The sequence below is a fragment of the Xenorhabdus kozodoii genome (assembly GCF_002632875.1).
Classification (GTDB): domain Bacteria; phylum Pseudomonadota; class Gammaproteobacteria; order Enterobacterales; family Enterobacteriaceae; genus Xenorhabdus; species Xenorhabdus kozodoii.
Genome location: NZ_NJCX01000028.1, coordinates 1 through 21,724, shown reverse-complemented (window position 1 = coordinate 21,724; position 21,724 = coordinate 1). Strand labels below are relative to the sequence as shown.

21 protein-coding genes and 5 pseudogenes are annotated in these 21,724 nt (G+C 42.4%); 11 read left to right on the top strand and 15 right to left on the bottom strand.

Annotation, left to right across the window (positions count from 1 at the left end):
- Together Xkoz_RS16355 and Xkoz_RS20110 are read left to right on the top strand one after the other, a co-directional pair.
- Window positions 1-792 carry an SDR family NAD(P)-dependent oxidoreductase gene (locus Xkoz_RS16355; protein ID WP_099143091.1) on the top strand — a complete coding sequence of 264 codons (792 nt, stop codon included), beginning with the start codon at window positions 1-3 and terminating at the stop codon, window positions 790-792.
- Window positions 793-1,180: 388 nt separating this feature from the next.
- A pseudogene (locus Xkoz_RS20110) lies at window positions 1,181-1,321 on the top strand (Tn3 family transposase); the annotation flags it as partial.
- Between the two features lie 87 nt (window positions 1,322-1,408).
- Here Xkoz_RS20110 and Xkoz_RS16345 read toward each other — a convergent pair.
- The 5 genes and pseudogenes from Xkoz_RS16345 to Xkoz_RS16330 all read right to left on the bottom strand — a co-directional run bounded on the left by Xkoz_RS16345 (window position 1,409) and on the right by Xkoz_RS16330 (window position 5,507).
- Window positions 1,409-2,002 (bottom strand): hypothetical protein, encoded by a 594-nt coding sequence (locus tag Xkoz_RS16345; RefSeq protein WP_099143089.1) that lies wholly within the window; start codon window positions 2,000-2,002, stop codon window positions 1,409-1,411.
- Window positions 2,003-3,841, bottom strand: a complete 1,839-nt coding sequence (locus Xkoz_RS22160; protein ID WP_208615289.1) for a Tn3 family transposase — start codon at window positions 3,839-3,841, stop codon at window positions 2,003-2,005.
- Window positions 3,781-4,931 (bottom strand): annotated as a pseudogene (locus Xkoz_RS22155) (DUF4158 domain-containing protein). The gene Xkoz_RS22160 and the pseudogene Xkoz_RS22155 overlap by 61 nt, the downstream one beginning before the upstream one ends.
- 25 nt (window positions 4,932-4,956) lie before the next feature.
- Window positions 4,957-5,247 (bottom strand): type II toxin-antitoxin system RelE/ParE family toxin, encoded by a 291-nt coding sequence (locus Xkoz_RS16335; protein ID WP_099143088.1) that lies wholly within the window; start codon window positions 5,245-5,247, stop codon window positions 4,957-4,959.
- Window positions 5,235-5,507: a CopG family ribbon-helix-helix protein gene (locus Xkoz_RS16330; protein WP_099143087.1), complete on the bottom strand. Its 273-nt coding sequence runs from the start codon at window positions 5,505-5,507 to the stop codon at window positions 5,235-5,237. Before Xkoz_RS16330 ends, Xkoz_RS16335 begins: the two co-directional genes overlap by 13 nt.
- A 253-nt stretch (window positions 5,508-5,760) precedes the next feature.
- On the opposite strand from Xkoz_RS16330, the gene Xkoz_RS16325 reads away from it, so the two are divergent.
- From Xkoz_RS16325 to Xkoz_RS16315, 3 genes are all read left to right on the top strand, one after another.
- A complete protein-coding gene (locus Xkoz_RS16325; protein WP_099143086.1) occupies window positions 5,761-6,321 on the top strand; it encodes a recombinase family protein in 561 nt (186 codons plus the stop codon).
- A 13-nt stretch (window positions 6,322-6,334) separates the two neighbouring features.
- Window positions 6,335-7,009 (top strand): replication initiation protein, encoded by a 675-nt coding sequence (locus tag Xkoz_RS16320; RefSeq protein WP_279627413.1) that lies wholly within the window; start codon window positions 6,335-6,337, stop codon window positions 7,007-7,009.
- A gap of 125 nt (window positions 7,010-7,134) precedes the next feature.
- Complete coding sequence (locus Xkoz_RS16315; RefSeq protein WP_099143084.1) at window positions 7,135-7,614, top strand: Hcp family type VI secretion system effector; 480 nt, start codon at window positions 7,135-7,137, stop codon at window positions 7,612-7,614.
- A gap of 30 nt (window positions 7,615-7,644) precedes the next feature.
- Here the strand turns inward: Xkoz_RS16315 and Xkoz_RS16310 are convergent, their stop codons facing one another.
- From Xkoz_RS16310 to Xkoz_RS23290, 5 genes and pseudogenes are all read right to left on the bottom strand, one after another.
- On the bottom strand, window positions 7,645-8,088 hold the full coding sequence (locus Xkoz_RS16310; protein WP_099143083.1) for a DUF1240 domain-containing protein: 444 nt from the start codon (window positions 8,086-8,088) through the stop codon (window positions 7,645-7,647).
- 45 nt (window positions 8,089-8,133) lie between these two features.
- Entirely contained in the window at window positions 8,134-9,021 is an 888-nt protein-coding gene (locus Xkoz_RS16305) for a hypothetical protein (protein ID WP_099143082.1), read from the bottom strand.
- A 440-nt stretch (window positions 9,022-9,461) separates the two neighbouring features.
- On the bottom strand, window positions 9,462-9,755 hold the full coding sequence (locus Xkoz_RS16300; RefSeq protein WP_099143081.1) for a BrnA antitoxin family protein: 294 nt from the start codon (window positions 9,753-9,755) through the stop codon (window positions 9,462-9,464).
- Window positions 9,742-10,053 carry a BrnT family toxin gene (locus tag Xkoz_RS16295; protein ID WP_099143080.1) on the bottom strand — a complete coding sequence of 104 codons (312 nt, stop codon included), beginning with the start codon at window positions 10,051-10,053 and terminating at the stop codon, window positions 9,742-9,744. The genes Xkoz_RS16300 and Xkoz_RS16295 overlap by 14 nt, the downstream gene beginning before the upstream one ends.
- A gap of 796 nt (window positions 10,054-10,849) precedes the next feature.
- A pseudogene (locus tag Xkoz_RS23290) lies at window positions 10,850-11,158 on the bottom strand (protein RepA); the annotation flags it as partial.
- Window positions 11,159-11,161: 3 nt separating this feature from the next.
- Between Xkoz_RS23290 and Xkoz_RS16285 the strand changes: the two are divergent.
- Window positions 11,162-12,724 carry a non-ribosomal peptide synthetase gene (locus Xkoz_RS16285; RefSeq protein WP_099143079.1) on the top strand — a complete coding sequence of 521 codons (1,563 nt, stop codon included), beginning with the start codon at window positions 11,162-11,164 and terminating at the stop codon, window positions 12,722-12,724.
- A gap of 157 nt (window positions 12,725-12,881) precedes the next feature.
- Here the strand turns inward: Xkoz_RS16285 and Xkoz_RS16280 are convergent, their stop codons facing one another.
- From Xkoz_RS16280 to Xkoz_RS16265, 4 genes are read right to left on the bottom strand one after another with little or no spacing between them, the layout of a single operon-like run.
- Window positions 12,882-15,932 (bottom strand): Tn3 family transposase, encoded by a 3,051-nt coding sequence (locus Xkoz_RS16280; RefSeq protein ID WP_099143078.1) that lies wholly within the window; start codon window positions 15,930-15,932, stop codon window positions 12,882-12,884.
- 31 nt (window positions 15,933-15,963) lie between these two features.
- Window positions 15,964-16,278, bottom strand: coding sequence for a type II toxin-antitoxin system RelE/ParE family toxin (locus Xkoz_RS16275; RefSeq protein WP_099143077.1), 315 nt, complete (start codon window positions 16,276-16,278; stop codon window positions 15,964-15,966).
- A gap of 5 nt (window positions 16,279-16,283) precedes the next feature.
- Entirely contained in the window at window positions 16,284-16,562 is a 279-nt protein-coding gene (locus Xkoz_RS16270; protein WP_099143076.1) for an arylsulfatase regulator, read from the bottom strand.
- 25 nt (window positions 16,563-16,587) lie between these two features.
- Window positions 16,588-16,848 carry a type II toxin-antitoxin system Phd/YefM family antitoxin gene (locus Xkoz_RS16265; protein ID WP_099143075.1) on the bottom strand — a complete coding sequence of 87 codons (261 nt, stop codon included), beginning with the start codon at window positions 16,846-16,848 and terminating at the stop codon, window positions 16,588-16,590.
- Between the two features lie 170 nt (window positions 16,849-17,018).
- On the opposite strand from Xkoz_RS16265, the gene Xkoz_RS16260 reads away from it, so the two are divergent.
- The 3 genes and pseudogenes from Xkoz_RS16260 to Xkoz_RS16250 all read left to right on the top strand — a co-directional run.
- On the top strand, window positions 17,019-17,588 hold the full coding sequence (locus Xkoz_RS16260; RefSeq protein ID WP_099143074.1) for a recombinase family protein: 570 nt from the start codon (window positions 17,019-17,021) through the stop codon (window positions 17,586-17,588).
- Window positions 17,589-17,608: 20 nt separating this feature from the next.
- On the top strand, window positions 17,609-18,100 hold the full coding sequence (locus Xkoz_RS16255) for a Tn3 family transposase (protein ID WP_279627414.1): 492 nt from the start codon (window positions 17,609-17,611) through the stop codon (window positions 18,098-18,100).
- Window positions 18,101-18,149: 49 nt separating this feature from the next.
- Window positions 18,150-19,229, top strand: a pseudogene (locus tag Xkoz_RS16250) (Tn3 family transposase); the annotation flags it as partial.
- Between the two features lie 52 nt (window positions 19,230-19,281).
- On the opposite strand, the pseudogene Xkoz_RS23285 reads toward Xkoz_RS16250, so the two are convergent.
- A pseudogene (locus Xkoz_RS23285) lies at window positions 19,282-19,871 on the bottom strand (IS1 family transposase); the annotation flags it as partial.
- 310 nt (window positions 19,872-20,181) lie between these two features.
- Between Xkoz_RS23285 and Xkoz_RS16235 the strand changes: the two are divergent.
- Complete coding sequence (locus Xkoz_RS16235) at window positions 20,182-21,012, top strand: KilA-N domain-containing protein (protein WP_099143072.1); 831 nt, start codon at window positions 20,182-20,184, stop codon at window positions 21,010-21,012.
- A gap of 7 nt (window positions 21,013-21,019) precedes the next feature.
- The gene (locus Xkoz_RS16230) at window positions 21,020-21,643 is read left to right on the top strand and encodes a recombinase family protein (RefSeq protein WP_099143071.1); all 624 of its coding nucleotides are present in this window, start codon (window positions 21,020-21,022) and stop codon (window positions 21,641-21,643) included.
- Window positions 21,644-21,724 lie beyond the last annotated feature (81 nt).

Genomic DNA, 21,724 nt, shown 5'->3' with positions numbered 1-21,724 from the left:
ATGGTTACTTTAGAAGCAAGTAATAAACTAAATGGTAAAGTTGCTTTAGTTACTGGCGGTTCACGAGGGATTGGCAGAGCCATTGTAGAAAAACTCGCACTAGATGGAGTTTCTTTTATAGGAATTCACTATGCTGAGCATTCTGAAGCTGCATTAGATGTCGCCGATGCTGCTCAAATATTGGGAGCAGAAACATGTGTTATCCAAGCCAATTTCATTGAAAACGGCAAAAAAGGCAGTGATGAGTTGTGGAGTAAATTTTATCAGGAGTTGGAGAAAAGAGGATATGAGGGATTGGATATTCTTATTAACTGCGCAGGAATTGCTCCTTTAGCATCCATATCATCGACAAACGAAGATATTTTCAAGTCCGTGTTATCAGTTAACCTTGAAGCTCCATTTTTTTTAATACAAGCAGCTTTACCTTACATTAGAGAAGGAGGGAGAATAATTAACGTATCTACATCATTAACCAGAGTAGTAGCTCAGACAAAAGCAACAATTTATATTTCTTCAAAAGGTGCCATAGATTCTCTGACCTTAGCTTTAGCTGCTGAACTTGGTGCAAGAAAAATAACGGTTAATGCTATTGCTCCAGGGATTGTAGACACTGATATGAACAGCAGGTGGTTGAATGAGGACAATGCTCGACAGGAAGCTAGCAACTTATCCGTTTTTTCACGAGTTGGTACTCCAGATGATATTTCTTCTCTTGTCGGATTTCTCGCTTCTGATGATAGTCGTTGGATTACAGGACAAGTTATTGATGTTTCCGGTGGTTCTTGTATTTAAGGACGACATATAATCAGAATAAAAATCAACATAATGTTGTTTCTTCGTTGAGTGGGGTCCGCTTGGAAAATGGGTAGAGTTGAGATGTGGCGCGGTAATTTTGCAGGTCAGGCATATCTGTTGCTGCCTCTTTCGATTGGCGGTGCCTTACTGTCCTGACCATAAATCCCGTTTCCACACCCCGCTCATCGAACCGGACGTGCGATTCTAACGCATCCGGCTCTCGGACAGAATCATGCCTTCGCCCACGGAAGCCTCGCAACTGGATGAGCCCCAACTGATTGTAGAACGGGTAACCACAGAATTCGGAAAAAATAGTACGCTAAGCTTTTTCATTATGCCGTAGTGGCCGGAACAGTCCGCCATCAGCCTTTTTATTTTCCATATGAAAGGTGAGGCTCGCAATGACCTTGCTCGAGCGGTCTTTATGCATCGGCTGGGTGAAATCAGAGATCGGAGGCTGGAGAATCAGAGCTATCGAGCCAGCGGTCTGACGTTGCTGACTGTGGAATGCGGTATATGGACTAGCGGGGGCATTTGAACAGAAACTTACGGTTTCGTCCTAACTGATATGACTCAAACCGTAAATTCCTGCGTAATTTTCCCTTGCTTCATTTCATGACCGAGGATTGAGATCGAGTGGGTACTTCTTTAAATCCAGATAATCCCAGTTATTACGACATACCCAGGTCATCACTGTGCCAGGAGGATCTGGCTTCTTAGTAAAGAGCTCCACTGCACTTTCATATTGCTCCAATGAGCAACTGTCATCGCCTAATAGTATTTGGTTGGCGCGTAATCCTGCTAGATTACTGACCTCGAATTGGGAACGAAAGGCTGTAACAGTTTGGTCCGGATTAATGGCGAAGAAAAAGTAATCCTGAGTATCCAGCATGGTGGAAATTACGGCTTGAATGATGGGATTACCGGCTGGCACCAAGCCATGATACGTAGCATTACCATAGAATTTAAATCCAAAGTGAAGCACCTTGTATTGGCTTGTGCCAAGAACGGAATGCCCAAAATTCATGCCTTGCTGCGTTATATGGTTCGGTATTGGAATTTCAGGTCGTATAGCAATAAAACCGCGTTTCTCTTTCCGGTCCTCTACGTAGCCTAATGCGAAACAAGGGGCTTTCGCGGTCATAAGATTATGGATCAACAATTGATTAACCGTTAGGTGTGGCAAGTAGTTGTGAACTTCACCCATTTAATTAGTTTCCTCATGTTCAATAAAATAAGTACCATTGGGTAACACGTGTTTGTACGGCAGTAAGGAAATATGAGCCAAAAGGTCATCATCTACCGTCTCACCTTGCTTTCGGAGTTCGTCTACAATGTTGCTGATCTTAGATGTGTTCCAGTACAGGATGGCATTGGACACTAAGCTTAACGAACTTGCCTTATTCATAATCTCCAAGTAATCACCGGTAGTAAACTCGCCCTGGTTAGCAAAAAAGATCCAGCGCGGCAGGTTGTGTCGATACTCACCTTTGTTGAGTTGGAGTTGGACCGTGCAGCGCAAGTACTTGTCGGTAATGTAACGCAAAATGTATTCGGTTTTGATGATCCTACCTAGGTTGGTGAAAGCTTTCGCTAAACGGTCGGAAGGGAAGTTGTTGATCAATCGTTCTACAATTACATGCGCCGGTGCTGTACGTTCCTTTAATGATGCGGCTACATGGATCATTTCATCCCACTGCTCTTCAACAATATCCAGATCCGCCGTTTTATTTAGTAGGGGTGTGAACACACCGTAATTGACGTTACGCTCCACTCTATAGAGCTGCTGATCTTTGAGGTCTCGGATCCGAGGCATGAAGTAATAGCCCAGCAAGTAACATAGCGCGAAGATGATTTCGGTGTAACCATGGGTATCGGTGGTATGTTCGCGGATCTTCAGGATGGTGTTGTTTTCCAATATTCCATCAAGCACGTACAATGCTTCCCTTGGATTACAGGAAATGGCTTTGGTGCTGTACACCGAGTATTGATCAGACACATGAGTGTAGATACCTATCGCTTTTTCATAGTAACCGTAGTACCGAGGATAGTAAGCAGCCAATAGGCTATCGGCTCTGATCCTAAAACGTTGCGCATCGGATGACGACACTTGGCCAGAGCCATGAACCTCACTAAACGGCAATTGGTGGTGTTGGTTCACAATCTCAGCACTTGCTGCAGTGATGGTTTCCTCGCGTACATAGAACTGTAAGACGTGACGCAGCATATCCACGGTAACGTTATCAACGCTTGCACTCATAGCCACCACACCCAAGTTGGTGGCTTGGGAAATTAGGGCGGAAATTAGTGTTTTGTAGAAGTTCTTGGGTCTAGACTGATGTTGCTGTACCGGAATAAAGTGTCGAGTAAAATTGGTTTCCCTATCCACCGCCATCAGCAGTTCTTCAATGCGAATAGAGGGCATACTGGCGTCAATGACCTTCTGGAGTTTCTTCACCTCTTCGGGAATGTCTGCCTTGTCGTAACGTTTCAACTTAAGATTACCACCCTTGATGTCGGCAAAGGTGTCCAAGTTAAACCGCTTGTCTGCTTCGCCTGCACTTTGGTGAAATTGCAGAATCAATTGTGCTTTCACCTGATCTTTGAATGGTTGCTGGAGCTTCTCATAAGCGGCTTTGCGGGTGTCCTCCCAACGGTGTTGGTTCAGCATCAGATCCCAGAAAGAGACGTATTGTTTACTCTTGGGCAAAAATAGATCCCCAGAGCGCAACGCTTCCTTCATAGCGATAGCTACGCTCAGTTCCCAGGCATTGCGCTGAATCTTACCATTTTTGCCTTTCAGGCAGCGCCGTAGTTCCTTGGGAATGAAATATGTTGGTACGTCATTGGGAAGGTTTTTCAGTTCATCGGCATCAAGCTGACGAATCAATTGTATGGACTTCAGAAGTGGTTCACTACCGGATTTGGCCTGAAACGGCAGGTGCAGGAATTCCGAGAAATACTTTCGCATGCTGGGATAACGGGCTAACAGCAGATCTCCGTAACCGCGCTCTTCCAGGCGCTTGAAGATATGTAAATCATCCATGGACTCCAGCAGTTTTTTTCATCAATGCGTTGCCACAGATCTACCTTGCTCAACGGTCTATCATCTAGCCAGTCCACGATAAAATGGGTAGCATCCAGTACTGTATCAATGGCTTTCTTTTGACGTTTGCGAAGTGCTCGATGTTTCTTCTCATGAACTTGCTTGCTTTTACGTAGCATGTCCAAGATGTACTGATCATGCATCTTTACCAAGTGGTCCAACAACACCTTACGTGTTTCCAGCAGAAAACACAACATCAAGGAATAGCGCTTGTTTTCTTTAAATCGTTTAATGTCTTTGGCGTTGTAGCGACGAGCCAGCTTGTAAAGATAATCCATAAATGCCGGATCTACGATCCGGGATTCAATAGTATCGATACCGGTATCATCGAGAGAGCGATAACGTTCTAAGTAGCTTTGAATCGATGATATGGTAGCCGAAGGTGGATCCTCTTTCAGAAGGTAAAACAGCGTTCGCTGATCGCCAGGCGAGGCAATCAACAACTCATCGATGGCGTGCCGAATTTTTGTGGATAGTTGCTGGTAAAGCGATTCAAATAAACGTTCGTGAACATCAGAGCAAACACTGATAATCAAACGCTCCATCACGGTTGGCCCTGGCAGGATAACCTTGGTGTTCAAAAGATATTGCTCTGCTCGCAGAAACAATTCATCTGGCAAATAACCTTGTTCAGCCAGCTTAGACAGCCACTTTTCCAAACTAGCCTGTGCATTATCGTCATATCTGGCAAAGCCTAAGTAAGTCAAGATGTGCTTTCGCTGGTCGGAAAACGTGGCATCTCGATTTGGGGTGTTGATAGTCAGCGATGGCGGCAAATCAAGTTGGCTATTGAGTAACTAACAATACGTGGCGACAGGTCATTAACCTCCATCAGGAAGCGGCCATATAAACGTACGGCACAAAGTTGAATGGCGATGAATAGACGGGAGTTGGTGCGATAGCGCTTAACTTCTTTCTGGTCCGCTTCCGATAACGTCCAGTCTCTAACCATTTCTTCATCAGAGAAATCCTGCGGCAACGTCACTGGTTGGTAACGTTGTCGTTGGGTCAGAAATCTTTCATTGCCCATCATCTGTCATAATTCTTTCTTATCTTTAGTAACCAGCTTCTTTTTGATGTCGTACGGCAAGAATCATTGTGGCTTCACCATCGAAGCGATATAACGCGATATAGCCACTACTTCCGAAATCAATCAGCCATTCCCGAAAGACAGGATCCATATCTTTTACAGGGCGTCCTACTTCTGGTTGGTGTGCGAGTATTTTCACTCCAACCCGTATTGTTTTGATGGCATTTTTAGCTGCCTCTTCATCTTTTCGAGCAAGGAATCTATAGAGCCTTTGTACATCAGCGAGAGCTGACGGAGACCAAATCAAATGTGGCACTTAGGCAGCTCCGCATCTTCACCGGCTTCAAGCTTCGCCAGCCAAACATCAGCTTCTTCAAGCGTCAGGTGTAGTCCGTTTTCCTGGTAGGCTTCCCAGGCTCGCAATGCATCTTGTTTGAAAGATTCACGCTTTTCTTCACGCTCAACATAATCTCGGATCGCTTCACACATGATCCAGTGTGGCGAACGATGTCGAGTCTCAGCCAAGTGTTGAACTCGACTTTTTAATTCATTGTCAATTTTTACAGATGTCGCCATTTAAGCACCTCGTTAGTAAAAGGTATTACCTTTTACTACTATATCACAGATTTCCAAATGTGCTACAGAGTAAATAAAACCCTCGTTTTATTTACTCTATTCTGCAAGTCCAAAAGGCAACAGATTTACAGCCCACAAAAAGTAAATATACTCGGTAAACATTTCAATGTTAACATATACTTATGTTTTACGGGTTATTTAACTCTCAAAGTGGAGATAATATCTAAAATGTGCCTGAAGAAAGGAGAAGCACATGCTGGTTGGCTATGCACGAGTCTCAACAGACGACCAAAACCTTAATTTGCAACGAGATGCACTCAGTCAATCTGGATGTGAAAAAATCTTTGAAGACAGGCTGAGTGGAGGCAAAGCGGAACGCCCTGGATTACACCAAGTTTTGCAGTATGCGAGAGCTGGTGACACCATAGTGGTCTGGCGACTGGACAGACTTAGTCGGTCACTCAAAGATCTGATTGAAATGGTGACATTATTAGAATCTAAAGAGATTGGTTTAAAGAGTCTTAAAGAAGCAATCGACACATCATCGAGTTCTGGAAAACTGGTTTTCCATATTTTCGGTGCATTAGCTGAATTTGAACGGAACTTGATCCGAGAACGAACTCAAGCAGGTCTTCAGGCGGCGCGCGCACGTGGTCGGAAAGGGGGTAGACCTAAGTCACTTAGCAAAGATAAACAGGCCTTGGCTGTGAAGCTTTATGACGAAAAAGTGCATACGGTAGGTCAAATCTGCGAAATGATGGGGATCTCAAAACCAACCCTCTATAAGTATATAGAGGCCAACAAGGGCGAGTGATTTTACGGTTAGATTGCCCCACACTTTTTTACGCTCTCCTAGTTATAAATTGACTCTTCAAGAACAAAGAGTTTTATTGATGTGCATCGGTAAGTTGAACCCTCAAGCAGTCACGCCTGAAAAAACATTTCAATTAACAGCCAGTGAGTTTTACTTAGCATTTCCTGATATGGGCAGAGAGAATGCAGAACGCAGATTACAGGAAGCTGCTGATAAATTAGCTGAACGTTGGATTTATATTCATTGGAAGGAAAAAGAAGAAAAAATAAGATGGATTCAAGGCCAAGCTAAATATTTTAATGGTCAAGGGAAAGTAGAATTAGTTTTTTCTGATCTAATTATACCTTATTTGACACAATTAAAAGGCCAATTTACTAGTAGCATAGCAGTAAAAAATGTTTCAGCGCTAAAGAGAACCTATAGCATACGAATTTATGAATTATTAATGCAATTCAAAAAAACTGGAGATAGAATCATTAATCTAAAAGATTTTAGATCCATGTTAGGAATAGAAGATAAATATTTACAATTTAAGGACTTAAATAAATTTATTTTAAAGCCATCTATAAAAGAACTAAATCAAAAAAGCAATCTGCTTGTATCCGTTGATACTGTTAAAGATGGGCGTAATGTTATCGCTTTACATTTCATATTTAAAGAGGATAATCAAATAAAAATGAGCATTTAACAAAAATCATTAGAAAATAATATAAAATCAAACCGTTTATTTGGATTTATATTTCTTTTTTAGAGAAAGTCTGTGTGATATGTTATTAATTTAGATTATCTATAAATAACTAGGATGGTAATTTTATGTCATACATAATTTATTTAACATTAAACGGCAAGAAGCAAGGATTGATATCCGCAGGTTGCTCCACTCTAGACTCTATAGGGAACCGATACCAAAAAGGGCACGAAGATCAAATACAGGTACTCAGTTTAGATCATTCAATATCTCGTCAACAGAATGTAAGTCATCACCCCATACAATTTATCAAACCCATAGATAAATCATCTCCATTATTAGCCATGGCAATAGATTCCAACGAATCACTAGATGGTAAATTTATTTTCTTCAGAACTGGTCAGATAGGACATTTAGAGAATTTTTATGAAGTCAAAATCACGGAAGCCACAATTTCTGAAATTTCTTGTACCTATCCGCACTCTATAAATGATTTTGATGCCATACCATATGAAAGAATTATACTTAACTATAAATCAATCTCATGGAATCATGTAACAGCAGGTACATCTGCCTATAGTATATGGGAAGACAGAGTGTACTAAGTAAAAACTAAGCATATATATAATATATGCTTAATGACATAAATTTATATTTCTAACATATTCATTTGGTGCAATTAAAGATTTTTTGCTACACGTTACATAACCAAAATATTTCAATTTATTATCAACATATAAAGATACAGGAATACTAAAAATAAACGCCAAGAAAAATAACCATACTAAAAAATTAACCATACGACCTTGATATGGTCGAGGTTTATCTAAGAAACAAGCAATCATAAGAGAATACAACATATGAATACTTATTGGAAATCCAAAGGAAATAAAAAACACCCTCCAAGAAAAATAAACCCTATCATTTAAATTAATTAATGAAATGAAATCACGCCATGAAAAAAAAACCACCGAAAACATTGATAACATAATCAACATCAATATTGATATGTAAAAAATCCTACGCCATAAAGAAAAAATTACCGGTTTCTCGTTTTTATTTTCAATTTTATTTGGCATAAAGCTCTCTCATTTAATAATCATAAAATAAAAACATTTCCATATTTAATTCCAAGGCCAAATAGCTGGCGTACTTACGCCCATTGCTTGGCGATTAATCTCATAATGATCACCTGGTATTTTTTTATCTACTTCTTTAATCGTTTCAATGACGCTATTTGTTATTCCTAATTCATTATCAAGATAATATAAAAGTGCCGCTATACCAACACCAATAAAAAACAATCCAACAGAAAGGCCTATTACACTCACTCCCGCTGCTAAAAAATATCCAGCCGCTATTTCACCAACAGCGGCAGTAGCTAACACAGTAACCAATGTCTTGGCCGCATCAACTGTTATATTACCCAGAAAATCGGCAAGCTCATATTCATCTTTTGTCATAAATTCGATAGTTCTATAAGCAAGAGAAAAAACTATACTAACCTTAACGCCAGTAACTATACCATTTACTAGACTTTTTGAACCGATTCCTATTTTTAATATTTTTTGATTATCAAGACGATAATTAGTTCCTGTTATAAATTTTCTAACGCTTTGTTTACCTGTTATCTTAATATGTTTAGATCCTCCTCTCCCTTTATATTCTTTAGCTTTAATACCAAAACTTTTAAATTCATTTATTATTTTAATCACTCCTATAGAATCAAACATATTTCCTGCAAACGACGATACTGGATCTGTACATGAAAATATTTTATCTTTCCATGCCTTATATTCACCATTTTTACACAATGCTGCTTTTAAAAAGCCTGTAGCTTCTTCTAACGTTATTAGAGCATAATGTTCTTCATTCTTTGCATCATTTAATTTTCTTTCAAACTCAGCATATTGTTTTTCCCTATACGCTTTCATATGGCTAAGAGGTTTTAATCTTCCATTATCAAATACTAACTGCCCATCCATAAACTCATCTGAAATGCTTCTGCTCATTTGACACCCCCAAAACTACATAACCTGATAATTTATTGACATTTTGTCTCATATCTTATCGGACTCAACTATTTTTTCTTTAAATTTCCTGAATTACTGGGAAGTGGATCACGTTTCCCTGTCGGGATATAACACTGTGTTTTAAGCTCCTCGACCAGCTGATAAGTCTGGCTATGACATTGAAATTTCTGTCCTCATATTTAGGGGTTGTAAGCGGGAAACTTCCTGTTATTGATACATTATGGGCATTAGCGAAGGGATGTCGGGGCTTTGCCCCGACCCAGCGTTTTGTAATACTGACTGCGTGCGGGCGGTGCTACAAAACACATCTAGTCCCGTCCCGCCGTTGAGCGTTCGTATTGTGACTCAGATAGTAAGCATGACAAAATCTTGGACGGTTCCGGCTTACGTGTGCCACGAATGGACGGACTGTATGGATATTACTTATGATGCAAATCACGCATCATAGCTTCACGTAAGATAGCGTTAAGTCTCGTTTGATATCCCTTTCCAGCTTTTTTAAGCCAGGCCAACACATCAGCATCAATCCTAACCGAAGCTTGCGTTTTTACCGGACGATAAAACTTCCCTTGTTCGGATTTTTTCCAGAAATCATCATCCAACGGAGCAATATCACTGTAATCAATATCACTATCAGACAATGCATTAAGCTCATATTTCCGATCTTCAGTCAGAGGTGACAGTTCATTTCGTTTATACCTAACCATGCTCATAACGTTTCCTCTCATTCCGCTCGGCTTTACGTGCACTGATAATACGGATAATTTCAGTTCCATCTTCAAATCTTATTGTATGGGCAACCAACACAACCACATATCCTTTTACTGTTCCAATCGTCTGCCAGCGGTATTCACCATTCTCAAAACGATCCTTAACTGATAAATGAAAAGGATCATCAAAAACAAGAGCAGCTTCTTCAAAACGAATCCCATGCTTACGAAAATTGGTTTCCGCTTTAACGGAGTCCCATTCAAATTCAAACTCCCTTTTTACACCACAAAATACATTTATGTATATACATATTAGTATATATAGTCAAATAACAAACTATGAATTTAACATAACAGCCGTTGCCAGAGCCTCCTGTACGCCCCTCAGCATGGTTTTTGTCTGAAAGGTTCATTACAACTGTCATCTTCGAAAAAACCGCGCAAAATGGTTTACACGCGTTTTTAACGCCATGCATAACTATGCACACCACTGCGTGCTCATGGATTTTACGTCAAAAAGATCACGTAAACCGAATTTACGTCAATTTTCCCCACTGCTAAAAATCATTCACATCCGTGTGAAATCGAATTAATAGGAAAGCATAAAAAAGTGTGGGGCACTACATTGGTGTTTATGCCGTTATAGCTGAGAACTATCAACCGTACAGCCGTCTGGCCCATTAATTTTGATGCTGGGATACCAAAGTCCAAATTACGCCTGTAACTCGCCATTCAGAATGGTCGTCTGGGGGGAGCATTTAAATGATTGCCCCACAGATTTTTATGCTTTCCCTTCTATAAGTGCTAAACAAGGCTCCGCTTGGATTTAAGCCTGAATCATTACTTTATTTATCATTTACTTACAGATTAAAAAGTGGTTACTTTCATAATTAAGAGCCCACTTTCATAAAAAAGTTCTTTTTAGTCCTGCATAAGGTAGCTGCTTTCATAAATTTCAACATTTCCCCATGAGTTTTGATTAAAAACCAAACGTTTTAGAGGTCAAGTTGCCGTCTTTATTATGAAAGTGAACGCCTACTATGAGCATATTATGAAAGTAACCGCTCTCTGACACAGCCGTTATGAAAGTAACCGCCTTATTGAGACGTCAGACCTAACTTTGGTGACCTGCTATGTATTATAAACATGATTTCTCTACCCTTTTTTTGTTCAGAGTAGTCGATGTAGCCGATTTTTTTTAAATCTAGCATTGCCCGTCTTATCGTTGCATTCTGGTCTTTAACCTGGGATTCCATGGCTAAACGCTCACGTAAGCGTTTCATAGAGATAAACAGAGTGGATGGTGGCATGCTTTCGAAATATACGTATAGCGACTGTGCTGCTTCCTTCCTGGAAAGTTCTGATAGTGCTTTGAGGCCCAGTAATACTTTGTGATCGTACCGATACCCATGGGACAAGAACTGGCGTTATTGAGTCAGGAAATCTACAGGGAGAGCGCACTAATAAAAATCACGCCGGCGCATCTTTCCGTTTTGACGCCTTGCCTGAATATGGCGGAAAGCCATAAAGTTGCGCATATATTTGTAATTGGAGGGGAGAGTCTCACATGGGAAACACTTGAGCCCTGGCTTAAGGCGTTCCCAAATGCCCGATTTTTTAATGAATATGGTCCAACAGAAACTGTCGTGGGATGCTGCGTATATAAAGTTAACCGGGCGTGTCAGAACAGGCGAGGTTCGGTACCTATTGGCAGGCCAATCTTTAATACCCGGTTATTTGTAATGAAGGGAAATAAACCCTCCTTGCCCTACCAAAAAGGGGAGCTGTGTATTGCAAGTCCGGGTGTGGCAAATGGTTACCTGAACCGCGAGCAAATCACAGCGGAGAAATTTACTTATCTCCATCTCCAGCCGTTTGCACCTGTGCGTGTTTATCGGACAGGAGACATTGTTTCATGGGAGAGAAGTAAAGAACTGATGTATTTTGGCCGGGAAGATGCGCAAATTAAACTGAATGGGTATCGTATCGAACTACAAGAAATTGTTCATGCCATTCAATACTGCACTGCCATCAGCGATGTTGTCGTGATTGAAAAAGATAAAACCTTATTAGCTTTTATCCAAAGCGATGGTGATGGCGGCTCACTTTCAGAAGGAAGCGTGAAGGCTGACTTGATAAAGGTTTTACCGCATTATATGGTGCCTCACCGTATTATTTTTTTAGCTTCCTTACCCATCACTGACAACGGAAAATTTGACAGGCACAAAATGGCTGGCATGGAGCCTGAATCATTAAGGCCTGTGCGTGTTTTTCCTAATTCAATGGAAGAAATTTGTATCCACAAACTTTGGCTGGAAATTTTATCGCTTAAAGGCCTTAACGGGCAACAACTACCATTTGAGTCATATCACACGATGCTTGACACTTGGTTACTCAGCATCGAGTCAACACACCAGGGGGGAAAGATTATTTTGTGTGGTCATTCCTTTGGGGCGCTTATTGCACAGGATCTGGCATGGTTGCTGGAGCAAAAGGGCTATCAACCCCTCATAATCATGTTGGATGCTTGCTTTGAAGATACAGGGGGTGATGCTGAAGAGCTATCGGGTAATCATTTGACACAGCTGATTGCTGACATTTATGGCGTAATGCTGCCGGAGCACTCTTCGATGGCCGTAGGCTTTAAATCTGTTTATGAGCAACACGTGAAGTTTATCTGTGATTATTCTCCTTCTGGTCAGATCAGTAGTCCGTTACTTTATCTGATGGCTGAAGAGTCCCCGCATTCAGGCAAAGAGAGTGTCGAGCTGTGGCTTTCCCGTTGGGCTGGGAGATATATTCTATCCAGTGTCCGGGGTGGACACCACACGATGTTATATCGTGAAAACATAGCTACTGTTAGTTCACTTCTGGAGGACTTTATCATGGAAAACCTGAATGCGCCTTTAAGCATGAGCGCCGATGCAGCGGCTGCGGTGTTAACGCCTCATGAACAAAAACGATATTGCTGACACATCAAAAAATAGCGATTTAGCTATGAATTGGATAATTCAATGAAGAAAAAATCACAAAAAATAATGAAATTAAAAGAGATTAAGTATCTTGTCTACCTTTCACGGGTCCAGTGGAAGAACCCCCAGATCTGTAAACTTTGAGGGAAAACCCTGATCAGTCATCCCGCCAAAAATGTTGTTTCAGGTGAGACTCCAATATCCTCGCCATCGCTTCCACATCAATCTTCCCGTTATTTCTCTTAAAGTTGTATCGCCCCGTGAACAATGTGTGTGTCCAGGCAATCGGTGAAATCCGCGTAAACTCATCAATAATTTCTTGAGAAACATCATTGACTAGCATCTTTTGGTAGACCGCATTCAGGATCATACTGTTGTAGGCAATGATGCAGTTGGCAACCAATCTGGCCGCATGGGCACTGACCCGGTTTTCAACGATTTTTTTACCCTTGAAGATACCGTTGTAGGTTTTTCGGATGTTACTTTGGAGCTGATGATAGGCTTCCGTACGGTTTCGGGCACTTCGGATCGCTTTTCTCAGTGCCATATCATCAATCAGATTGAGGACATGAGTGCTCTTGAAGATGGCATTATATTCAAACAACGCCGCTTTTAATCTGGCATAACGGGCATGAGAGTTGAGTTTGCGGATGATATTGCCCTGGGTGTTTTCCTGCATGATAAGCGAAAGCAATACACGCAGAACGCCTCGCCGCTGAGAGCGGATACGTTCGACATTAATCACCCCTTTGGGTTTGAGGATACCGGTATCATAATCCAGGGGGTTAGCTGAATAAATATCGTCAGCTGCATGACGCACATTCTTGATGCTGGGAACATAATCCACATCAATGGAATCCAGCGTGACAAAATTCAGCTTGTTCAATGAGTGGTTATCTCCTGTCACCATATGGATATCAATATCCGTTTTATTGTTGTAAATCATGTCGTACAGCGAATGGCCTTCGTACTCGTTCAGGCCGATATTTTTCGCATTAACCGCCACGTAATTGGCGAGCAGTGTGTAGAGCGAGATGCCCCGGCCTTTACCCAGATGCTTTCTGGAATAACGCGATTGTATCGTACTGTCTGTGGTTGCGAACTTTTGCCCGTCTGCATCAGCCAATACTTTGTCATCCATGAGGTTCCATTGTTTGAAGATAGCCAGTGAATGAATATGATTACTGACTATTTCATTGGCAGCACAAAGCGTATCAACCCGAATAAAATCCTCCCGTATTGCGCGAAGCTGGTTGAGTTCCAAATCTGACATATCGGCCATTTTCAAGGCACCAAACCCAAAGGCTTCCGACAGCAAACAAGCATTAATTGCCAGCGATAACGGTTTTTTCCGCTTAGTATAACGGTCTTTCAGGTGGGTAAATCCACGCCACAGGTCAGTCAGCTCACCGATGAACATGACAATGTTAGCAATTTCAGCTTTGGGTAAGTTTTTGAAAAAAGCATCGTCAAGCTTTTCAACGCTGTCATAGCGCAGGCTCCAGTGTTGTTGTCCGGTTTTGGTTTCACGAACGTTAAAGCCAGGGTTGTTATTTTCACGAATATTGTGAGTCGTCCTCTCCCATGCCTCATCCAGCCCCTGTAGCGCTTCATCAAGACGCTGGTCACAGTAAACAGGGAGACTGGAATAACCAAATTCCTCAGCGATCTTCTCAACGTTATCGACTAGCGCATCGTCAACCAGATCGGTATCAATATCACAGTACGAGACACTGTCATTGCAATACAGACGGCCTCGTTCAATCTCATGGAGAACCTTTAGATAGATAAAAAATTCAAATAAATACGGATCAATTCGGGTGTCCGAGGATTTCCGCTTCAGGTAGGCATTCATGCCTTTAGGAATGGTGAATCCCAGCTCATCGCAGATTTTTAAGGCGGATGGACTTTTACCGCTGGCATAATGTGTTTTCAACACATGAATCAGTTCGCCGATATAGCTGTTTTTCTTGTAATATTCCAGTCTTACTCTGGTAAATACCGGACGCAGATACAGCGAGAGCAAGCGGGATGACTTACCATAGTATTCCCACAACGCCGCTTTCTTATCAAAAGATTTGCCTTCCAAAAATTCTGCTATGACTGAAAATTGTGCTTTGGGCAACATACTGAAAGCCACTTCATTCAGTTCGGCTTGGCTCATGTTCGGATCCCGCTCTGGAAACCATTTCAGAAACTTTGCCAGTCCGGGAAAGTCCGTGACGACTCTGGAACTGTGCTCCATGTGTGCTATCGACGCATAAATTTTGCCCGCATCCATGATCGCCCGCGTGTGATAACAAAAACTCACAATCAGATTATCCATGATCTGCTGATAGCGGTGATAGACGAAGCACAATGCCTGTAGCCATTGTTGTGTTTTGCTCAATCTCCGCAACCGGGAGGCAGCATATTGCTCGGCAATTTCCGCATAGTAACGAATGGCATTTTTTGACAACCCCAGAGAAGGAAGAAAGTCCCTGGCAAACTGATAAAGATCTTCAATACGTAATGCTTTGTCTACTTCCATTCTGACGGCGGTGTACTGAAAATCCTTTTGATCGGCACGGATAATATTGAGTGTGGTGATACCGTCATCCCGCTGCACCAAAGCAACAAGTTGATCAATGATTGCTGTGGGCAGCGAGGAAACCGCAACATTCAGGCGATTTTCCTCCGCAATAAATGCGTGGCTGAACATATCCTGTAGTATTCGGTAGGACGGAATCATCAACTTTTGATGCTCAAAGTACGCCAGCAGTTGACGAAACGCATTGTGCCCTTTGGGATAGTAACGCAACAAATAGGCGAGATGAGATTCTATTTCAGCCGTATATTGAGAAGACCAGTTTCGGTAACCAAAGAGCGAGAGTATTGCCTGTCGCTGACTGCGCATATATTTGCGGGAGAGTGTGCCTTTGAACAGGGCCGCATCAGTATCGCTATAATAAGTGGCCACAATATACTGAACATCATGGCTGACCTCATCAAGTGACAGGTTGAAAAACTGTTGTTTAGCCTTGAAATAGCCCAGTTGCAGGATGAAATAGATACGGGTCTGGATATTACGGAACTGTTCGAGAGCAGCCCGTTCTGCCGGACTTAAGGAAAAATACAGGTTTTGTTCGTGATCATTGAATTCGGGACGAGCATAAAGTTCTTCGATTTCTGTACTGGATAATAAGTGAATACGCTTGATATTGTCCATTGTGAGTCCCGGATTCAGTGAGGCCAAACAGTCAAATCATCCCGCGTCCGTCCAGATGATTTGCGGGCACCATTCGTTTGTGCAGTACACCAAATATAACGGGTTGCCGTTCATGGATTATGTAATAAATAACATGACTGACATGAGGAAAACTCAATACTTCCGCTCCCACGTCCGGCCTGCCTCTCCCCAGAGCAGGGGTAACAGCCAGCAAACGAAAGGTTTGTTGAAGTTCTGACAGGTGTTTTTCCGATTGCATCTTACCCCATTGCTGTACAGTAAAGCGGCGGATTTCAATAAGATCGGCCTGTGCATCAGGCGTTAAGCGGTAGTTTGGTCTGTCCATTATGGTTAATGATCCCTGGGAACATTGATGATGCCCTCAGCAATACCCTGAGCCAGCATTTCCATCAATTTGGAGAATCGGAAAAATCCGGTGTATTGCTGGCAGATATCATCCAGTTGGGCAGTTGATGTACTGTCTATCACCTGTTTGAATATACCCATATAGTCGTAACACGTTTTCAGTAATTGCGTATCGCCGGTCTCGGTAAGAGGAAAACGGGTAGCATAGTCGTGTATACGCTTCACCCGCTGTAATTGTTCTGCCCTCAGCCCGGCTACAGACATTTTTTTCTCCTTAATATGTGAAGTTTTAATCGTACAGACCTGATCTCAGTTCATTAAAAAAAGCTTCACCATCGGCGATGTTACCGGATTCAATATCAACGCTGGCCTGTGCCGCTCTTGACTGTAATAATTTTAACCGGAGTGTTTCAATACTTTCGTACTCATCCATTGAGATAACCACCGCAACGGGTTTTCCGTTTTTATTTATTTGGATTGGGGCACGTTGTGCTTTGAGTAGCATGTCGCCAAACTGAGTTTTGGCTTCATTGGCAGAAAGAGCATCCATAATAATCCCCTCATTGAATAATGGTATGATTCAAACAATATAAACGAATCGAACGACCTGATCAAATTTAAAGCTATCAAAAAGTATACTTTTTGACAACCATTGGAAATGGCTCTCAAAATTCCTATCATAAGTACTCAATCAAATAGTCTAAGGGATAATGATAGATTATGGCAAAAATTGGTTATGCGCGTGTCAGCTCAACAGGTCAAAGTTTAGACATTCAGCTGGAAAAATTAAAACAAGCGGAGTGTGAACGTCTTTATCAGGAAAAACGCAGTGGCCGGACAGCGCATCGCCCGCAATACCAAGCCTGTATGGATTACCTGCGTGAAGGTGATACTCTGATCGTCACAAAATTAGACCGGCTTGCACGTTCAGTGGATCATTTATCACAAATTTCTAGTCGCTTTCAGCAAGAAAATATTGATTTGGTCGTTCTGGATCAAAATATAGATACCCGAACTTCAACAGGGCGTCTTATGTTCAATATGCTGGCCACCATCGCGGAGTTTGAAAATGACTTACGCAGTGAACGCCAGGCGGAAGGGATCGCCAAAGCGAAAGAGAATGGTGTCAGATTCGGGCGCCCCGCTAAGTTAACCGAAGATATACGAAATGATATTTATCTCAAGCGTCAGTCCGGCATTACGATTGGTCAGTTAGCCAAGGAGTTCAAGCTAGGCGAAGCAACCATCTACCGTGTTTTGAACACATTTAAGCACGTTGATAACTCGTAGCTCTCACAAAGTTTACAGATCTGGGGGTTCTTCCACAGGACCCGTATGCCAGATTAAAAGCGGCGTTGTTTGAATATAATGCCATCTTCAAGAGCACTCATGTCCTCAATCTGATTGATGATATGGCACTGAGAAAAGCGATCCGAAGTGCCCGAAACCGTACGGAAGCCTATCATCAGCTCCAAAGTAACATCCGAAAAACCTACAACGGTATCTTCAAGGGTAAAAAAATCGTTGAAAACCGGGTCAGTGCCCATGCGGCCAGATTGGTTGCCAACTGCATCATTGCCTACAACAGTATGATCCTGAATGCGGTCTACCAAAAGATGCTAGTCAATGATGTTTCTCAAGAAATTATTGATGAGTTTACGCGGATTTCACCGATTGCCTGGACACACACATTGTTCACGGGGCGATACAACTTTAAGAGAAATAACGGGAAGATTGATGTGGAAGCGATGGCGAGGATATTGGAGTCTCACCTGAAACAACATTTTTGGCGGGATGACTGATCAGGGTTTTCCCTCAAAGTTTACAGATCTGGGGGTTCTTCCACTGGACCCGTACCACGCGCTCAACGATTCCTACGAGCAATATCTGCGTCTCTCCACGCTGAAGGCTGCATGTGACTGTATTGGCGACGGAATTAAGACACTTCCCGTCTTCCCGTATTATTCACTGGAGTTGGGGGAACTGTATGGCGCTGTCGATGGGCAAAAATTCAGCGTTGAACGTCCGATGATCAAAGCCCGGGCATCAAAAAAATATTTTGGACTTGGGAAGGGCGTAGTGGCCTACACCCTGCTGTGCAACCATATTCCACTGAATGGTTATCTCATCGGCGCCCATGAGTATGAAGCACATCACGTTTTCGATATCTGGTACAGGAATACCAGCGGAATTGTACCCACGGCGATAACCGGTGACATGCACAGTATTAACCGGGCTAATTTTGCCATTCTTTACTGGTTCGGGCTGCGTTTCGAACCCCGATTTACCTCGATAGAGGACATGCTGAAAGAGCTATACTGCGCGGACGATCCGGAACGTTATAAAAAATTCCTTATCCAGCCTGTAGGACAGATAAATCAGCAAGTTATCATTGATGAAAAACCGCATCTGGACCAGATCGTCGCCACGCTGGGGATGAAAGAAATTACTCAGGGTTCCCTGATTCGCAAACTGTGTACTTATTCAGCGGAAAACCCGACAAGGAAGGCCCTGTTTGAGTTTGATAAACTGATCCGCAGTCTTTACATTCTCCGGTATCTTCGTAACCCGCAGGTGGCCAGAAACAGCCACCGGTCGCAAAATCGCATTGAATCCTGGCATCAGCTTCGTTCAGCAATCGCGCAGGTTGGTGGCAAAAAAGAGCTGACCGGACAGAATGATATTGAGCTGGAGATCAGTAATCAGTGCGGGCGACTGCTCAGCATCATTATTATTTATTATAACTCAGCCCTGCTGTCGCGGTTGTTGCAGAAGTATGAAGAGGTTGGGAACACCCAGGGCCTTGCTCTTCTCAGACGAATGTCCCCCGTAGCCTGGCAGCATATTTTTCTGAATGGCCATTACACCTTTATCAGTGAAGGGAAAGAACTCGATCTGGACGCCATGATTGAGGGACTGACGTTGTCATAAGCCGCATGGCAAGCCCGCAAAATTTTGGCGGCTTCCCGCTTACAACCCCAGTACGCAGGGTCAGATTCATTCTTTCGATGCGTTGGGTAAATTTCTTTCCTCTGAGGTGAGTTCTCCCAGGAAGGCAATCATAAACAGCATAATTATCAGTACAATAATACTGGATTTCAAACGATGCCAGAAGCGCCAACAGTTTTTCCAGCGTTTTTTTACTGCGATCGCCAAATACATGTGCGATGATTTGCTTCTGGTTTGGTTCCCACGCATACCAGAGCCAGCGTTGATTCTTCTTGTTGCCGACAAATGACCACTGCTCATCAATTTCACAGATAATGTGAATCTCACTTCCTGCCAGAGGCCGTGTTGTTACTTGTCTGGGTTCAAGTTTTTTAACGTGCGAAGCACAGTATTGATCCCGACGTTCAAAACACGTGCAGTGTCTCTGATCCCGCCGTTATTTATCGCCATATCAGTGATTTGTTCTTTCACTCCGGGTTTGCAGGCTTGATAAGTGTAATTCAGTTGGAAGGTTTTACGGCAGGCATAACAGTGATAACGCGGGTGTCCACTGCTTCCTTTTCCATGCCCTTTGACCTCCTCTGCTTTGTGACAATAACGACAAACCACATCAACTTTAGCCATATCTCACCAGTAATAAAAAATGGAAAGTTTACTACAATAATCTAACTATTGGGAGCATGACCCTCCAAAGTAAATCGAGGCAGGCCAAAATAGTCCTGAATTTCAGGTTGAGTCAGTATAGTCAGGCGCTTTTTATTGGTATTCATTTTTTTAATTCTTAATATGTCACTTTATCTTTTTATCTCCACCTTTAATGGACATAGATTTATATACAGTTTATATTACATCTTTCCATCCGTATTTAGGCTAAAACAAGGCTGTCATTTAAACCTTCGTTTAACTGACACACCAAAAGCGAGAAGAAAGGTTTATGGCGCAAAAAATTGATGTTCGGGGTATAAAAGTCTCTGTCTTTTCCGACAAACAAGATGACTATATATCGCTATCTGACATCGCTAAGTACAAAGATGGCGACCGCGGTGATTACATTCTGCAAAACTGGATGAGAAACCGCAGTACCATTGAGTTTATCGGTTTGTGGGAACAGCTCCATAATCCCGATTTTAATTCCATCGAATTCGATGGGTTTAAACATGAAGCGGGCGCAAACAGTTTCTCTCTCACGCCAAAACGCTGGATCACAACCACCAATGCAATCGGGATCATCTCGAAAGCGGGCAGATATGGCGGAACTTATGCGCATCGGGATATTGCTTTTGAGTTTGCTTCCTGGATCAGCGCGGAGTTTAAGCTCTATCTATTAAAAGAATTCCAACGGCTCAAACAAGCAGAAAATGAACAGAAAAATCTGGAATGGAATGTTTCGCGCACTCTGGCCAAGGTCAACTATCATATTCATACAGAGTCAATAAAAACGAACATTATTCCCGCCCTGGAGCCTAACCCAAAAGCAAGAAACTTTGCTTACGCTAATGAGGCCGATATATTGAATCTGGCTTTGTTTGGCAAGACAGCCAGCGACTGGCGTAAAGAGAACCCGGAACTAAAAGGCAATATACGGGACTATGCCACACTGGAACAGCTTGTCGTGTTATCTAATTTAGAGAGCTTCAATGCTGAACTTATCGAGCAAGGCCTCTCTGCAAACGACAGGTTCCAAAAACTGAATCGCGTTGCGGTCAGTCAAATGAAGATCCTGATAGAAAACAAATCCATTGAAAAACTTAAACAATTAAAATAGGTCGTTCATGCGAATTGGGTATACCCGTGTCTCCAAATCTGATGGAAGTCAGGTGCAGGATCTCCAACTGGATGCTTTACTTGCTGCCGGTGTTAATAAAGAAAACATTTATCAGGATGAAATATCAGGGAAGTCAGACAAACGTCCTGGATTGGATGCCTGTTTGAAAGCCCTTAGGCCTGGCGATGTGTTAATGGTATGGAAGCTTGACAGGCTTGGCCGAAGCTTAAAACATCTGGTGAATACTATCCATGATCTTGCGGATCGAAAAATCGGATTTAAGGTCCTGACCGGGCAAGGTGCAGAAATTGATACGACGACGGCCAGTGGCAAATTGGTCTTTGGGATTTTTGCCGCGCTGGCCGAATTTGAACGGGAGTTGATCAGTGAACGAACAAAAGCAGGGCTGGCAGCGGCCAGAGCAAGAGGACGTGAAGGTGGACGTTCTTTTAAACTCACAAAATCTCAGGTTCGCCTGGCACAAGCTTCCATGAAGAGTAGAGATTGTAGCGTATCTGAACTATGTGAAGAGCTTGGGATTAGCAGACAAGCTCTCTATAAGTATGTAGGACCAGATGGGGAACTCAGGGAACACGGCAAAAGGGTATTAAAATGTATTAGTCCAGATTAGATCTGACAACTACCGGTTATTTATACAGGTGTCTGTCAGGTTAAATCTGGGTTAAATTCTTTTCTGCCCAGAGTCGTTTTC